A 15,826-nucleotide genomic window follows, 5' to 3' on the forward strand; every position below is an offset into this window, starting at 1 on the left:
ATTTCCCCTCTTAGGCTTTGACTGGACTGGTGCCTTTGGTAATCATAACTTCCAAATTCTTCACATTGCCGTTATAGATCAGATCAATGTGACACAGGTTGTTCTTCTCGTCGATCACATAATTCATGTCATCGCCGTCATGAATAATTGAATTTATGAAACCGCGCTTGGCCAGCCACATGCTCTTCTGGCTGCTCGGATTGTTACTGAAAAATTTAATGATGTTCTCATGCTTGAAGTCGGCCGTCTGGAAGCGAAGAATCCGCTCTATGTATGTGCTGACCAGTGTTTTGTAAATGGAATCGAACCCGTCCTCCGACGCAGCTAGGCTTCTCGCCTTGTACACCGTAATCCGGCGGATATCCTTGCCTTGCAGCTGAGCGTTCTCCGAGGAGAAAATAAAGCCGAAGTTCTTCCGGTTAATCGAATCCTTGATCGTATTCGTAAATCCGGTAATTTCCTTCGCCATCGTCGTGACCGCCCGCAGGCTGTTCTCGCCAGCTTCAATGTCAAAACGAACGCCAGGGAACTCTTTGCTCGTGTTCTTGAAGGATTCCTTCAAGTACTCCGGACATTGATAGGCTGAGACGATACCCGCAGCCACATACGAGGCCCCAACATAAACACCCTCGATCCAGAGCTTGAGTATGTCTTCCTTTTCCTTGGAGAGCTGGGCTCCATTCTCGGTCTGAACCATGCGGCTATCGATGATTACGCCCGACTTTTCCTTCGGAATGACCGTAAAGTTCGGAATACATGGAATTGCATATTCACTGTACTCTTTACGGAGGAGCGGCGTGCATTTATCGATGTATTTATCGATTCCTGCAGTAGCCATATTGTTGAACGTCGTCTCTTCTCCCGATTCGAAGCTGAAGAAGATTTGCACCTTGAAGTCTTTGACAACCTGCATGAGCATCGACAAGGATTCCATGGTGTTGCCGTCCTGCTTGGCAATTTTCTCGTTACCCTTGAAGCGCTCGCGGGTTACCTTCACCTTGCCGGCACTCTCCAGCTCTACGGAAGGGACGATGCCGAACCAGATCGTATCCGAGAAATCATTCTTGGAGTTGACCGTGTTCAAATAAGTCTCCAAACGAGGGATATTGGCGCTTTTCACGATCATGTCCAGCTTCGTATTCGTCACGAGCAGCGAAGGTGCCATCCCTTTGTTCTTGACGGCATATTGATCAAAAAACATTTTGACGCCGAGAATTTTCTCCACCAGCGGCTTCACGGTTTTGACAAAATCATCCTTGGCCGTTTTGTAGAATTCCAAATACGTGTTGTAGTTCTGTACCTCTGTCTCAAGATTCACTTCCGTGCTTACCGCCGGCAGCGGACTAAAGGTTCGTACAACCAAATCCTTAACATAACCGGATGGAGTTTCCGTGATGGAGTTGTAATCGTCTTCGAAGACAACTGCCAAACCATTGGAGCTGTTCTCGTCCAGCAGCACGAGTTCCGTGCTGTCCCCCTTCGGAGCCTCGATGATTTTTAACTCCCCGCTCTCCCCGATCGTCAGCATCCCGATTTGCACCGCTTCGGAATCGCTTTCCTCGTTGGAGCTGCCGAGCAGCAGACGCGTCTTAATATCCTCGATCGCCAGTGGAAGCATAGCCATCACGTTGTTGTAATTGGCACTCGCCTCTTCGAACATCGCGTTCAGTTTGTCGCCCATATCCAGCTTTTTCGGATCCTCGTCATCCAGCTTCTCGTATTGTCCGTACATGTAATGGATTTCCTTACGAACCTGACGAATGTCATCCATGACCTTCTTCGGCGAAATCATGTCGAGCAAATGCTCAAACTTGAAATCGACGTTCGTCATTCCCTGGCTGCGTTTCGTGTCGATCAGTGTGAACAGCATTTTCAAGAAATCATTGTGTTGATCAATCCGGATTTCGGAAATCGCCTCCTCGGCGATTCCATCGGGCTTCTTCAGCATGTAGACGACTTTTTGGTTAGCCGCATTGAAAAATGAGTACACCGTCGGCGAGAACTTGTCCAAAAATTCATCGAAGTTTCGCACTAAAAGCTGGCTATTGATCTCCTTGATTTTGTCGTCGCTCAGACTATCAATGCCTTTAACATCGCCCACAATGGTGATCAGGTCCAGCTTCTCGGGATTGATCTCTTCGAACAGCATCGTTCGATTGGTCTGATTGATAATATCCATTGTCGTTATTCCTCCTCCCGTTTCTAAAAAGCGCAGCCGGCCTGATGAAGACCCCGGATTCTTTCCCATGCCGGACGCTTGCACTACTTATTTTTTCGACGATATCCGACTATTGTACGGGATACCTGGGTCGTATGACCGGGACGAGTTTCACTGTACCCGGGTCTCGAGGGTAATATTAAACATCGCTCCTATCAATTGTCAATATCTTGAATTGATGATGAATATAGGGACTTAAGAACCTTTCATTCATTCACATGAGGAAAATATATCCAATCAAAGACCTATTTTTTGGAATAATATACAATAAACAAGGCCCAATTCCGATATAAGTTTGAATATACATATTTGAGCGACTATTTCCGCTCTATTCCAATACTATATAGTACATAAGGCGGGTATCGGTAAATGAAGAAAAAAAGGCAAAAACAGACTCCAGGCACTTTTTTATTCACTAGGACTTTTATCCTGATTTTTGTTTTCATGTTTTTTACGACAAATTTTCACAATCCATTCCCTGTTTCTGCAAATTCCTTACAAAAAAATCACACCGATGCTTTTGATGCGGTCTTTGTTCTGGATACAAGCTATTCTATGAATCATGCTGACCCTAACAAAATGGCGAACGAAGTGATTCATATGTTCATGGACATGAGTGAAGCGAGCCGGACGAGAATCGGCTTTGTAGCCTACAATCATCAAATTGTGGATTCCAAACCGCTAACCTCCATTTCGGTAGCGGCTAATAAGACAGAGCTCAAACAAAAAATAGCCGGACTCCGCAGAAGCGGATATACCGATTTAGGATTAGGACTAAACACAGGCGGGAACTTGATCTCATCCAAGTCGTCTGAAGGAGAGGGCAGTGGACGTAAGCCGTTCGTCATTCTTCTTTCTGACGGAGAAACAGATTTTGGGCCAGCTTCCCGGTCTCAACGAACTGCTGCCGATTCAGCTAAGGACGTAGACAAAGCTATTTCAAAAGCGAAGAAGGATGGATACCCGATCTACACGATCGGACTGAACCACGACGGCACCGTCAATCCTGAGGAATTGGAGCGCATCGCGAATGAAACTGGCGGCGCCTCATATATGACCAGCAGTGCTGACGATTTGCCTGAAATTTTCAACCGGATATTCGCGACGCAAATGAGATCCGTGCTGCTTCCGGTAGCTGGCGTTACGGCGACGGGGCAGCTGCAAGAGGTACAAGTCGACATTCCCAATTCAAGTATGGGAGAAGCCAACATTATTTTGCTTTCCGAGCATCCACTCAAGGAGACGCAGCTTTTCTACAGCTCAGAGAATATACGTATGTTCAAGTCAGGGAGCTACACGCTGATCAAGGTATCTCAGCCCAAGAAAGGCACGGCCAAGCTTAAATTTAGGGGCACATCAGGGGATCTTGTAAAAATAAATTTGCTCGGAAGCTATGAGCTGGAAGCCAAAGCGGCAATCACGAGCAAAGCCGCCATCAAGGGTCAGCCTACGGGTATCGAGGCTTATCTCATCCATCCGGCTACAAATGAGCAATTAATGGAGCAGGAAGTGTATCAGTCTCTGCAAGGACAGCTTGTCGTGACGAATCTGGAGACGAATAAGGAAGTTGTTGTAGATATGAAGAACGAGGGCACACGCTTTTATGCGGAATACATCTTTTCCACCTCAGGTAAATACACATGGCAGGTAAAAATGGATGGTCCGAGCTTCTATCGGCACAGTATCGTCCAAGATCAGAATATTGTGAATATAGCGCCCTCCGTCCACGGCAGAGAACAACTAGAGGTCATCAAAGAAGATGGTCAAGTCGTACTGGACATGAACGATTTATTCCTTGATGAGAACGGGGATGATTTAACTTACACCATGAACAGCGGCCACAAGCCAAATAAAATGCTGACCCCTGAGCTTAAGAACGGGGAACTGCTTTTGTCTCCGCTTCAAACGGGGCAGACCCAAATTACGGTAACTGCTGCCGATTCGGAAGGCGGCTCGGCTACGGCGATATTAACCGTTAACGTCAAATCGAAATACACGGTGCTTAAATGGTCTATCGCCGGAGGAATTGTTCTTCTTGCCATTGCCGCCGGTTTATTTATGTGGCTGCGTCCGAAGCCGGGCTTTGCCGGCAAGCTGGAAGGATATTTTCTGGCAACGGCCAGCGGCAGTGAAGTGCCGGTCAAATCATGGCCGCTCACCTCTTTTGGGGGACGTAAGGTAAGTCTGCTGGAGCTGTTCGTGAGCCTTGATGTACATGAGCCGCTTCCTGAAGCGCAACAAATTGTCTTTACCCCAGGTAAAGACGGCAAGCTGATCGTAAAGAACACATCACGTTGTTCACTTGTTCGCAACCGTACGCCGCTGCCGATGAATAAAAAAGAAATCCTCGAATATAATGACAAATTGTACATTACATTCGAGGACGGTATAACTGAAATCGAGCTGCGTTACAAGGCCATTAAGCCGGCTACAAATATTTTTATCCGGAACGGATCCACCGGCGAGCAGACGGGCTAGTCACATATTCCATCGTAATCGCAGCCTTGAACCATTTAAGAGAAGAACAGCGTTTGTCCGGCTCAACGATCAAGCCGCGTCGGATGGCTCGGGACAGAAACGGCCAACGGCGCTTCAACCCCGTGCCCATCGGCTCCAGCCGATCATCGAACAATCGCTTGCGAACATCTGTGGGCGCCGTGCCGCGGCAGCAATAATACAACAATGCAGCCAAGCTGTATATATCGCTTACCGGCCCTTGACGAGATTGTTCGGAATAAAGCTCGAGTGGCGAATACCCGGCTGTTGTCAGAATCGGGTAGCCGCCGCTGCCGTCAAAACGAATGGCTGAACCGAAATCGAGCAGCTTCGCGCGCCTCTGGTGATCAATGATAATATTGCCCGGCTTTAAGTCACGATGAATGATTCCTTGCTTATGCAGATGTTCCAGCGTCTCAATCAAGGGAAGCATCGTCTTGTACAGAAAGCCGGGCTCAACTCTATCTGGACGTCCCTCAATCATTTCTGCCAATGTAACCCCTTCTATAAACTCCATAACAATATAGACGGTCTCATTTTGTTCAAATTGACCCATAAAGCGGACAATACCGGGATGCTCACAGTCCTTCAAAATCTTTCCTTCATTAATAAATGCATTCCTTAAAGCTTCATACTTATCATCCGGCACTCCCGATAACCGGCGTACAGAGCTGCCATCTTTCCCTCTACGTACTAACGATTTAGGGAAGAACTCCTTGATCACGAACTTCATATCCTTCTCTTCGCATCTGACCGCGTATACGATGGCCAGTTCGCTTGCAGAAATCTTACTGCGAACCCGGTAAGTCAGTGACGATCCTGACTCCCTGCTGTACAATCTATAATTGCGGCGCAGTCCATTCCCCTCGTTTTCCATCATTGCTTTACTCACTGTCAACCTCCAAGAACGTTTTAAAGAAGAACCTGGTTGTTATGTTTTTTGCGATTAATATCAAACAACCTATATATGTAATATCCTCATCTTACCAACTTCTCAACAAATTGACCATGCATGATCTGATATATGTTCTCTCAAAACATCCCCCTCACCGGCGAGTAAATATATTGAATTCTTCTTGCGCCCTCAAGGGTTTGAGTCAATATTCCGGGTGCGAAAGTTGAGTAACAATATACTCGTTATTTTTTCTCTTGAAAAACTCATAATTCCAAGTATAATACTTGGTATAAAGATAATTAGGAGTTTGCTAAGGGGGCTTTCAACTTGGATCCATGCGATAAAGAACCGACATCACTGACCCTCGATGATTATCTGGATCTTCTCAGTTTGGCTATACGCTTGGAAGATCGGAAGTGGCAAGCGGACATTGTTCGTACACTTCGCCACATGCAGGAACCTCAGGGCGAGAAACAAGTGAAGTCGGAGGAATGTACGGAACATGAGCTGTGGCAATGCATGAACCAAATCAATGACCGCATGTTTACCCTGTACAATGAACTGAAAGCAACGGATGATAAAGATAAACAGCGGAAGCTGCTCGACCAGATGTGGGAACTTAAAATTGCCCGGGTTGAGGTTTTCCGCAAAATACGCTCGATATATTAATAACAAACAAAGACGATAGCTCCTTCTGGAGTATCGTCTTTGTTTGTTATTGATGACCTTTCGCTATGATAAATCCAAATAATAATACGCAAATTCTTCATCCTGCACATACCCTGCGGATGCATACAATTGCTGAGCAGTCACGTTATGAAGCTGCGTGGACAGAGTCAGCCCCTTAGCTCCGGTCTGAAGGGCGTGCGCTTGGGCTTGATGGAGCAGTTTCCTTCCGATACCAAGTCCGCGATATTCGGAATCCACGTATAGATCATTCAAGATCCACAACCTGGACATCGATAGCGATGAGAAGGACGGATATAACTGCAGAAAGCCAGCCGTGACCAGGGTTCCCCCACTATTGTAATCCGCTAAATACATAACGGAATCACCTCGAGTCAGTCTCTCCCTGATATATTCCTCAGCCCCGTTTAAATCATCTTCTCGCTTATAGAATTGACGATACTGATTAAACAGAGCGGCTGCCTTATCCAAATCCTTCAGCTCTGCTTGATATATATGAATCTCTGCTTTCAAATCACGCACATCCTTTACATCATACGTTATTCCAAGTTTACTGGATGCCGGTCAAGGTTTGGAATGCAGAAAACCACGAATGGTTTGCACGCAACTTCATTCTCAGGCAGCCAGGATGCTATTGCCCTTGGTGATACAGCGCCCTGTATTCCTCCTCCAGCATGCTCATTATTATAGAGTCATGGTAACGATGCTGGTAGTACAATGCGTCTCGCTGAACTCCTTCACGCTTGAAGCCCACTTTCTCATAAGCCTTGATGGCACGCTCGTTATAATCAAACACCTGCAGCTCGATCCGGTGAAGATGAAGGATTCCGAAGGCGTATTCAAGCAAGAGCTTGATGGCTTCCGGTCCGTACCCCTTGCCGAGATGCTCGCCCTTATCAAGGGCGATGCGAATATTCGCATTCCGGTTAACGTAATCGATATCCAGCAGCGCGATATCGCCAATAATCTGATCGCTATCCGATAAAGCGATTAGCAGCAGGATGGTGTCGTGATTACTGGATTTCTCCTCGATATACCGACGTACCTCTTCCAGCGTAAAAGCCCGCTTCGTCCCGGTCAGCCTCCGCATTTCCGGATTAAACAGCATTTGAAAATACTCTGCGGTATCCTCTTCTCCAAAGGGACGCAAGTAGATCCGCTCGCCTTCAAGAAACCGTACCGGCTTCGTATTTGTAATAGATGAGTTCATGTCGATTGTAACCTCCCGTTTCCTCTGGAACTAAAAATCCCTTATACTATATCAAGAAATTGACCATATCCAAATATGCAGATTCGAATATTTATAAAGGACAGATGATATGAAACAGGTTCCGGTAAATCAAACAGAAATCACATTATTGCTGGATGATTCCAGCGTTCCCCTGTATGTACAATTGTATCGATACATGAAACAACAGATATCCGCCGGGCATTGGCTTCATGCAAGCCGTCTCCCATCGGTTCGAAGGCTTGCCGAGCTGCTTGGCATTAGCACCACCCCCATTGAAATGGCTTATCAGCAGCTGCTTGCTGAAGGCTTTATTGCGAGCAAGCCACGGAGCGGATATTTTGTGCAATGGCTAGCCGATGTTCCTTTTGCGCTTCCCATGGAATCGGCTTCTCCCAAGGGACCTATACTCAAACGACACTATTACTTTAAATATGACTTTCATATGTCCAAAAATGAATACGAATACTTCCCGATGACCGAGTGGAGAAAAGCCTATAACCGTTGCTTGCAGGAAAACAGCACGGCCGACATGCTGTTCTATGGGGATCCGCAGGGTGAAGAAGGGCTGCGTTGCCAGATTGCCAACTATGCCAAACATTTTCGCGGGGTAGCCTGTACGCCTGAACAGGTGATTATCGGCTCTGATCCCTTCCCTCTGCTTGATTTGATCAGCAGACTGCTTCTTCCTTACGGAAAGTCCATCGCTGTTGAGAACCCTTGTTATCCACAGCAGCCGGAGGTTTTCCGGCAGAAGGGGTATGATGTCATTCCAATCCCCGTGCTGGAGGATGGGATCAGTCAGCATGAATTGCAGAGCAGCGGGGCAGCATTCGTAACCGTCTCCCCCTCCCACCAGTTCCCCACCGGCGTCATTATGCCTATCTCCCGCAGGTTGGCGCTGCTGCAATGGGCACAAGAAACTGGAGGTTTTATTATTGAAGATGACGCTGACGGTGAGTTCCGATACTATGGAAGACCGATTCCGAGCCTCCAAGGGCTGATGCCCGACAGTCGTGTAATATACCTGGGCGGATTCTCGCAGGTACTGTCCCCTGCGCTTGGAGTCCAATATATGATATTGCCGAAGGTTCTGCTGCCGGATTATCACCGATTAAAGTTCCAGCTCTTTCTCGACTGTACGGCCTCTAAGCTGAATCAGATGACACTGGAGCGCTTTTTGCGGGAGGGCTATGTTGAACGACATTTGCGAAAAATGAGGATGATACTCCGTAGGAAGCATGATCGCCTGATCGGTTCTATTCAACGTCACTTTGGTGAACATGCTCAAATATCGGGTACAGGCTCCGGGCTTCACCTCATGCTTCATCTCAATCATCCGTTATCCGAAGAGGATCTGCAAACGTTAGCCGAAGCAAGGGGAATCCGCGTAAGCTCCGCTGCCTATACGCGAATGCTTCCTGCCAATGAGCAAAGCGGATCGGATCGTAGATCATTCATTCTTGGCTTCGGCGGATTAAAAGAAGATGAGATTGAAGCAGGCATAGAGCGGCTTGCTGACTGTTGGCTGGGAGCGGTCTCCCTCTAAATATCATAACAACATGAAAAAAGCTGTCCTCTCATTTACCAAAAGGGACAGCTTTTTGATATGTTAGTCTGTATGCCCTTTAAGGCAAACTATAAATCATCCATTAACGTATCAGCACTTAAACTGCACGACCGACAATGACCAAGTCCCGCTTGATGCCGTCAAGCTCCGCAACCCCGGGGAGAAGCCCCCATTGATCAAAGCCAAACTTCTTCAACAGCTTAAGGCTTGGTTCATTATGGCCGAATACAAATCCAACCAGATTACTGACGTGAAGGCGCGGACACTCCTCGATTGCCTTCTGAATCAATATACTGCCGGCACCAATGCCGCGATATTTCTCGTTTACGTATATGCTGATCTCAGCTGTGCCGTTATAAGCCGGACGACCATAAAAGGATTGAAAGCTCATCCATGCAACCATCCCGTCATCGGACCGCATGACCCACAACGGACGAAAATCGTTGCTGTGCTCTTCAAACCACTCTATACGGCTCTCCACCGTAACCGGCTCCAGATCGGCGGTTACTTTTCTGCCTGAGATCGTCGAATTGTAAATGTCCACAATAGCCGGCAAATCCTCTTTGACGGCATAATCGATACGGTATTGTTGCGTCACGATGTCCTACCTCCGAATAGATGCGTAATCTTTTTGTACGAGATCTATTGTACAAGAGGCAGCGGAAAAACGCTTCTTTTTTTTCAAGCGGCATTAATTCACGAAAGTGTTGCGCACTCGCTTGGAACGGATAAAATAAGGGATCCAGATACAGGCGTATAAAATGGACCGGGTAACTTCACGCATGAATGTCCCATTATCCCCCTGAGCCAGGATTTCGATTTGGCTGACTGCGACATAGTCCACTATGCTGGTCAGCAGACTAAATAAAATATAACCGATCATCAATTTGGGAAACGCCCTTTTTTTGCGATACAGCAAAAATAAAGCAAAGACTAGTGCAATAACAAACACCACATTAACCACGGTCTCAAAAAGGATTAGCTGGATAAGCGAACGATTATAAGCAGGTGATCCTTTATCCGTAAACATACTCCATATCTCCGGCTCAAACACCGGGAAAATATGATTAAACAGCAGGTATGTGATCGTGATCAATGAAAAATAAATGGAGATCTGGACCAAAACCAGCCAGCCTCCGAGCCCTTCAACACTCGGCTTTAAGAAATATTGAGGTGCCTGGCCTTGTGCTGAAGCATTGTTACTCTCCTGAACTTGATTCGGATCCATTCGAGTGTAATTCCTCCCATATAACATGTAATTTTTTACTCCGAAACATTATATAGGAAAATCAAGCCCATAATAAAGGAAAACTTTACTTACGCGATTGAACGCGATACCCTAACATTAATGGTATGACAACCGTCTTCGGGTGAAGAAAGGAATGAACAGGATGAACGAACGATTGCAAAGTTTGCAACAATCCATGAATACACAAGGCTGGGATCATGTCCTTGTGACAGACCCCAAGCATGTTTACTATTTGACGGGATTTGCGAGTGATCCCCATGAGCGTTTTCTGGGCCTGCTCCTCTCCTCAGCGAATAATCCGGTGCTGATTGTGCCCGCATTGGATGCAGACGCAGCCGCGGCCGCTGCAACGGTTAAGCATATTGTCACGCATCAGGATACCGATAATCCATATCTCTTGCTGAAGCAGCAGTTTCAAGGCGCAGCCGGTACGCTGGCCGTTGAGAAGGATCAGCTCACCGTATCCCGTTATGAACAGCTGCAGCAGCATGTGAACGCGAACCGGATCGAGGATGTTGGAGCTGTACTCCGGGAGCTCCGAATTCGAAAGTCGGCCGATGAAGTGAAGATCATCAAACATGCAGTGAGACTGGTTGAAGATGTGCTGACGCAAGGCCTGGCCCATGTAAAAATCGGCGTCACCGAGATTGAGGTTGTGGCAGAGCTGGAGTACTTAATGAAAAAAATGGGTGCGGATGCTCCGTCCTTCGCCACAATGGTATTATCCGGCCCCAATACCGCCTTGCCTCACGGTGTTCCCGGTACGCGCCGGATTGAAGCAGGAGATCTGCTCATGTTCGATTTGGGAGTGTATGCGGGTGGTTATGCTTCGGATATTACCCGTACCTTTGCCGTAGGCGAGCTGAAGCCTGAAGCCGTCAACATCTATGATACGGTTCTTGCAGCGAACCTGGCCGGTATTCAGGCCGTAAAACCCGGCGTAACCTATGGCTCGATTGACCAAGCAGCTCGCAAAGTGATTGATGACGCAGGATACGGACAGGCATTTGTACATCGCTTGGGTCACGGGCTTGGCATGGATGTCCACGAATATCCATCCATCCACGGTTTGAACCAGGATATTTTGCAGCCTGGGGCGGTATTCACGATCGAGCCCGGCATTTATCTGCAAGGCGTAGGCGGCGTACGAATCGAGGACGATGTGATCGTAACCGAGGATGGCGTCGAGGTGCTCACCTCCTTCCCGAAAGAACTGACCATCATCGGATAAGCAATTTTCAGCAGGAGAAAAAAAGCCCGGATTACCGTTTCACTCACGGTATTCGGGCTTTCTCTATGTACCAGAAAAGAGCCATCCGGCAGAAACAATGCCTGCGCAAGATGGCTCTCATGGATACGTTCTTATGCCTGAACCATATCCAGTTCAATATTGTCGTCGTTGTACACGTCTTTGTCCACTTCATTCATGACTTTCCCGGTAATCACACCGGCTGTCATGGAGTCATTCACGTTCAGTGCCGTCCGTCCCATATCGATCAGCGGCTCGACGGAAATTAACAGACCCGCCAAGGCAACCGGGAGGTTCATCGTTGAGAGCACGATGAGCGATGCGAAGGTAGCTCCGCCTCCGACACCCGCCACGCCGAAGGAACTGATCATAACGACCACGATCAGGGTAAGGATGAACGACCATGAGGTCGGGTCCACGCCGGCTGTCGGCGCAATCATGACGGCCAGCATGGCAGGATAAATGCCCGCGCAGCCGTTCTGCCCAATCGTGGCGCCAAACGATGCCGAGAGGTTCGCGATGCCTTCCGAAACGCCCAGCTTTTTGTTCTGGGTCTGCACGTTAAGCGGGATCGTGGCCGCGCTGGAGCGCGAGGTGAAGGCAAAGGTCAGCGTCGGGAATACCTTTTTCACATATTTGAGCGGGTTAAACCCGAATATCGCCAGCAGTACCAGATGGATAATGAACATGACGATCAAGGCCACGTACGAAGCAAGGACGAAATCGATCAGATTCATGATCACCGCAAGATCGGTCGTGGCGATCGTTTTGGCCATGAGTGCCAGAATCCCATAAGGCGTCAGACGAAGCACCAGCGTCACGATGCGCATAACCACGCCGTAGACCGCAGAGATCATGTTGCGGAACGTTTCCGCCTGCTCTTTGTTTTTTCGGTCCAACCCGAGAACGGCGATCCCGACGAATGCCGAGAAAATGACGACCGCAATCGTCGAAGTTCTTCGTGCTCCCGTCATGTCGGCAAACGGATTGCTCGGAATGAAATCCAGGATCTGCTGCGGCAGCGTACGGCCCTCAACATCCCCGAGCCGTTCTTGCAGCAGTGCACCCTGCTGCTCCTCCGCGGCACCGCCTTGGATATTGACGGCGGACAAATCGAAGGCCAACGCGGTCGTAATTCCGACAGCAGCGGCTACGGCTGTCGTCAGAAGCAGCACCGTAATGATAAGCCCGCTCATTTTGCCCAGATTCTTTCCGCCCTTCAGCTTCATGATGGCCGATATGATCGACACCATGATCAGCGGAATGACCATCATTTGCAGCAGCCTAACGTAGCCGTAACCTATCAGATTAAACCAATCGGTGGATTTCACCACCACATCGGAGGTCGAAGTATAGATGAGCTGCAGTGCCACTCCGAACAACACACCCAGTCCAAGTCCGGCAAATACGCGTTTGGTAAACGAGTAATGCTTTCTTTGCATCCAGTACAAAATACCGACCAGCAGAATCAGAACAAGGACATTGATGATAACCCAAAGCGTTTCCATCCTAATGATTCCTCCCATTCTTTAGATAAGGATATAGGTGCTCCATCCTCATGTCATAAGTGCGCTAGTATGTATTCATATCCATTACAGCCCACTCTAAACATATCATTACCCGATTGAGAAAATTCCTGCCCAAAATCGTTGTGTTCTCATCGATGCGGATTATGTCGACTATGTTGATCGGATTACCACTGATATCGCTCTACTATCATATCATGTAAACTTCAAAAGGAGAACCACAAATATTAACACAACCGTTTCAATTAGTTCATTGAGGGCTCCGTAAGTATCCCCTGTCAGTCCTCCAAGTCTTTGGGTCATCCGTTCTGCCGTCAAACTGCCAGCGGCCCAGGCTATGAATGGTATGACAAGGATTCCTCCGATTCCAATCATCCCAAGATTAGTCTCGCCTGCCGTGATCCATAGCAAACCTACAATAACTAGCGTTAACAGGACAGCCATTACGCCTGCCAGCGATCTCCTGCCGGCGGTCAATCCATGAAATAGAGCGGCAAGCCCCTCACTTCCCCGTGCCATCGGCCAGCGATACATCGCATGGACCATAAACCAGCGGCTCCAAACCGGAGCGAGCACCAGCAGCCATGCCTCTTGTTTCCATGCCCCGGCTGACAAATCCCATATAGACATGATCAAGGAAGCTTTCAAAAGGAGCAGCAGCATACACGCCATGACCCCCATTGCACCTACACGGCTATCCTTCATGATTTCCAGCATCTTCTCACGCGACCGATGGCTAAGCAGCGCATCAGCACTATCCATCCAACCATCGAGGTGCAGCCCTCCCGTCAGCGCAACCCATACAACCAGCAGGATGACGGCAGCGGGAAAGGAAGGCAGCACAAAGCTTACGCCCAGTCCCAATCCGACAACGATCATACCAATAACCGCACCCACTAATGGATAAAAAACGACGCTCCGTTGTTGCACTTCCGGCGTAAACGGAATTTCCCTCCGCACCGGCAGCCTCGATAGAAATTGAAAAGCGGCCGCAGCCGCTTCGATTATCTTGCTCATATGAGATACTCCTTGCTCTTGATTTCTATCGGAATTCCCGCAGTCACCAAAAATACTTCATCACATATCTGAGCCAGTCTCTGATTCATGATCCCTGCCCAGTCCCGATATATTCGGCCTAGCGGATATTCCGGAACAATCCCCGACCCCACTTCATTTGTTACCAGAATGACCGTTCCCGGATAACCCTGTACCGCTCTTGCGAGCCTGCCGATTTGAAGTCCCAGCCGTTCTTCCATTGCAGCACTTCCTTCAGGCTCAGCTTGCAGCAGCACATTCGTAAGCCACAGTGTCAGGCAGTCCACTACCACCGCAGGAGCATTAGGTTGCGATTGGCCCAGCGTATCCAGCAGTTCCGGGAGGGCGACAGGCTCCTCGACTGTCTCCCAACCGTAGGCCGAATCATGCCGACGGTCTTGATGAATTCGGATCCGTTCCCTCATCTCATCGTCATAGGCTTGCGCAGTCGCCACATACGTTCCGGACTCCGAGCGCTTCATGCACAACTTCTCCGCGAATGAGCTCTTTCCGCTTCTGGCCCCACCCGTGACCAACACGCTTCCACGATGGTTCATACGGCCCCTCCGCTGATTCCGGCGCTCTCAAACGTCGCCATCTCATGCATGATCCGGCACGCCGCCTCGACCAGATGCAGGCACAGTACTCCGCCTGTACCCTCGCCAAGACGCATGTCCATTTGCAGCATCGGATGCAGCCCCAGCTCTTTCAACAGAAGCACATGCGCCTGTTCATGCGAAACATGAGAGGCAATCATATAGGAGAGGGCGTCCGGGCAGATGCATTTGGCAACCAGCGCCGCCGCACTGGATATGAAGCCGTCAATGATAACGGGACAACCGTGGGCAGCCGCACCCAGGATAAGTCCAGCCAACCCGCCAATCTCGTATCCTCCAACTTTGGCGAGCACGTCGATGGGATCATCGGCATGAGGTCTATTAACTTGTATAGCCTGTTCCACAACTCGAATCTTATGTAGCAGCCGTTCATCGGTTACGCCCGTTCCCCTTCCCACGACTTCAGATGGCTGATTGCCGGACAGAACGGAGAAGATCGCTGCACTCGGTGTCGTGTTCCCAATGCCCATCTCCCCGGTCACGAACATTTGCGTTCCTTGCGACACCAACTCGGCGGCTACCTCTGCACCGGTTACAATGGACTGCAGTGCCGCTGCCTTTGTCATCGCGGGCCCTTTGGCCATATTGGCAGTTCCTCTGCCAACGTTCCGCGACTTCAGCTTCTCATCCTTCAGCTCGATCGCGACACCGATGTCCACACAATGCACGTCCGCCCCCGCCTGACGCGCCAGCACATTCACAGCCGCCCCTCCATTCAGGAAGTTCATGACCATCTGGGGCGTTACCTCAGCCGGAAATGCACTGACTCCTTCTTCACAGACTCCATGATCACCAGCCATGACAACGACGGATTTTTTGGTGAACGACGGCTTCACATTCCCTGTAATTCCCGCTAATTGGATCGCTAGCGCCTCCAGCTTACCCAGACTGCCCGGAGGCTTCGTCAGCGTGTCCAAATAAGCGGCTGTTTCGTTCTGAACCTCGACATTCAGCGGTTTAATGTTAGCAATGATGTGATTTAAACGATTAACGATTGTATTCGTCAATGAAACGACCTCCTTGTATCTTGTTCCTAAATCTTACATCCTAAAGCGG

General features: G+C 48.9%; 14 protein-coding genes. 4 read left to right on the forward strand and 10 right to left on the reverse strand.

Annotation, left to right across the window (positions count from 1 at the left end; genetic code table 11):
• Positions 1-10: 10 nt before the first annotated feature.
• The gene (locus tag NYE54_RS27395) at positions 11-2,179 is read right to left on the reverse strand and encodes a transcriptional regulator (protein WP_339267613.1); all 2,169 of its coding nucleotides are present in this window, start codon (positions 2,177-2,179) and stop codon (positions 11-13) included.
• A 594-nt stretch (positions 2,180-2,773) separates the two neighbouring features.
• On the opposite strand from NYE54_RS27395, the gene NYE54_RS27400 reads away from it, so the two are divergent.
• A complete protein-coding gene (locus NYE54_RS27400) occupies positions 2,774-4,696 on the forward strand; it encodes a VWA domain-containing protein (protein WP_339267615.1) in 1,923 nt (640 codons plus the stop codon).
• Here the strand turns inward: NYE54_RS27400 and NYE54_RS27405 are convergent.
• Positions 4,659-5,606 carry a serine/threonine-protein kinase gene (locus tag NYE54_RS27405; RefSeq protein ID WP_339267617.1) on the reverse strand — a complete coding sequence of 316 codons (948 nt, stop codon included), beginning with the start codon at positions 5,604-5,606 and terminating at the stop codon, positions 4,659-4,661. The genes NYE54_RS27400 and NYE54_RS27405 overlap by 38 nt on opposite strands.
• A 330-nt stretch (positions 5,607-5,936) precedes the next feature.
• Between NYE54_RS27405 and NYE54_RS27410 the strand changes: the two genes are divergently transcribed.
• The gene (locus tag NYE54_RS27410) at positions 5,937-6,278 is read left to right on the forward strand and encodes a hypothetical protein (protein WP_339267619.1); all 342 of its coding nucleotides are present in this window, start codon (positions 5,937-5,939) and stop codon (positions 6,276-6,278) included.
• Positions 6,279-6,341: 63 nt separating this feature from the next.
• On the opposite strand, the gene NYE54_RS27415 is transcribed toward NYE54_RS27410, so the two are convergent.
• Together NYE54_RS27415 and NYE54_RS27420 are read right to left on the reverse strand one after the other, a co-directional pair.
• Positions 6,342-6,818 carry a GNAT family N-acetyltransferase gene (locus tag NYE54_RS27415; RefSeq protein ID WP_083659771.1) on the reverse strand — a complete coding sequence of 159 codons (477 nt, stop codon included), beginning with the start codon at positions 6,816-6,818 and terminating at the stop codon, positions 6,342-6,344.
• A 109-nt stretch (positions 6,819-6,927) separates the two neighbouring features.
• Positions 6,928-7,506: a GNAT family protein gene (locus NYE54_RS27420; protein WP_339267621.1), complete on the reverse strand. Its 579-nt coding sequence runs from the start codon at positions 7,504-7,506 to the stop codon at positions 6,928-6,930.
• A 109-nt stretch (positions 7,507-7,615) separates the two neighbouring features.
• Here NYE54_RS27420 and NYE54_RS27425 point away from each other — a divergent pair, with 109 nt between their 5' ends.
• Positions 7,616-9,073, forward strand: a complete 1,458-nt coding sequence (locus NYE54_RS27425; protein WP_339267623.1) for a PLP-dependent aminotransferase family protein — start codon at positions 7,616-7,618, stop codon at positions 9,071-9,073.
• A gap of 118 nt (positions 9,074-9,191) precedes the next feature.
• On the opposite strand, the gene NYE54_RS27430 is transcribed toward NYE54_RS27425, so the two are convergent.
• Together NYE54_RS27430 and NYE54_RS27435 are read right to left on the reverse strand one after the other, a co-directional pair.
• Positions 9,192-9,692, reverse strand: a complete 501-nt coding sequence (locus tag NYE54_RS27430) for an N-acetyltransferase family protein (protein WP_339267624.1) — start codon at positions 9,690-9,692, stop codon at positions 9,192-9,194.
• A 93-nt stretch (positions 9,693-9,785) separates the two neighbouring features.
• Entirely contained in the window at positions 9,786-10,322 is a 537-nt protein-coding gene (locus tag NYE54_RS27435) for a DUF2569 domain-containing protein (RefSeq protein WP_339267626.1), read from the reverse strand.
• Between the two features lie 163 nt (positions 10,323-10,485).
• Between NYE54_RS27435 and NYE54_RS27440 the strand changes: the two genes are divergently transcribed.
• Entirely contained in the window at positions 10,486-11,574 is a 1,089-nt protein-coding gene (locus tag NYE54_RS27440; protein ID WP_339273677.1) for a Xaa-Pro peptidase family protein, read from the forward strand.
• 131 nt (positions 11,575-11,705) lie between these two features.
• On the opposite strand, the gene NYE54_RS27445 is transcribed toward NYE54_RS27440, so the two are convergent.
• The 4 genes from NYE54_RS27445 to cobT form a co-directional block, all read right to left on the reverse strand.
• Entirely contained in the window at positions 11,706-13,100 is a 1,395-nt protein-coding gene (locus tag NYE54_RS27445) for an L-cystine transporter (RefSeq protein ID WP_076324600.1), read from the reverse strand.
• A gap of 213 nt (positions 13,101-13,313) precedes the next feature.
• Positions 13,314-14,135, reverse strand: a complete 822-nt coding sequence (gene cobS / locus NYE54_RS27450; protein WP_339267628.1) for an adenosylcobinamide-GDP ribazoletransferase — start codon at positions 14,133-14,135, stop codon at positions 13,314-13,316.
• The gene (cobU, locus tag NYE54_RS27455) at positions 14,132-14,710 is read right to left on the reverse strand and encodes a bifunctional adenosylcobinamide kinase/adenosylcobinamide-phosphate guanylyltransferase (protein WP_339267630.1); all 579 of its coding nucleotides are present in this window, start codon (positions 14,708-14,710) and stop codon (positions 14,132-14,134) included. Before cobU ends, cobS begins: the two co-directional genes overlap by 4 nt.
• Positions 14,707-15,777 (reverse strand): nicotinate-nucleotide--dimethylbenzimidazole phosphoribosyltransferase, encoded by a 1,071-nt coding sequence (gene cobT, locus NYE54_RS27460; RefSeq protein ID WP_339267632.1) that lies wholly within the window; start codon positions 15,775-15,777, stop codon positions 14,707-14,709. Before cobT ends, cobU begins: the two co-directional genes overlap by 4 nt.
• Positions 15,778-15,826 lie beyond the last annotated feature (49 nt).

Origin of the sequence: Paenibacillus sp. FSL K6-1330, assembly GCF_037976825.1 — a bacterium.
In the GTDB taxonomy this organism is placed as follows: domain Bacteria; phylum Bacillota; class Bacilli; order Paenibacillales; family Paenibacillaceae; genus Paenibacillus_AQ.

Excerpts from the sequence above, each read along its gene's own strand:
- NYE54_RS27400 (WP_339267615.1), top strand. The coding sequence starts at position 2,774 with ATGAATCATGCTGACCCTAACAAAATGGCGAACGAAGTGATTCATATG.
- NYE54_RS27440 (WP_339273677.1), top strand. The coding sequence starts at position 10,486 with ATGAACGAACGATTGCAAAGTTTGCAACAATCCATGAATACACAAGGC.
- NYE54_RS27445 (WP_076324600.1), bottom strand. The coding sequence starts at position 13,100 with ATGGAAACGCTTTGGGTTATCATCAATGTCCTTGTTCTGATTCTGCTG.
- cobS (WP_339267628.1), bottom strand. The coding sequence starts at position 14,135 with ATGAGCAAGATAATCGAAGCGGCTGCGGCCGCTTTTCAATTTCTATCG.
- NYE54_RS27420 (WP_339267621.1), bottom strand. The coding sequence starts at position 7,506 with ATGAACTCATCTATTACAAATACGAAGCCGGTACGGTTTCTTGAAGGC.
- NYE54_RS27435 (WP_339267626.1), bottom strand. The coding sequence starts at position 10,322 with ATGGATCCGAATCAAGTTCAGGAGAGTAACAATGCTTCAGCACAAGGC.
- cobU (WP_339267630.1), bottom strand. The coding sequence starts at position 14,710 with ATGAACCATCGTGGAAGCGTGTTGGTCACGGGTGGGGCCAGAAGCGGA.
- NYE54_RS27395 (WP_339267613.1), bottom strand. The coding sequence starts at position 2,179 with ATGGATATTATCAATCAGACCAATCGAACGATGCTGTTCGAAGAGATC.
- NYE54_RS27425 (WP_339267623.1), top strand. The coding sequence starts at position 7,616 with ATGAAACAGGTTCCGGTAAATCAAACAGAAATCACATTATTGCTGGAT.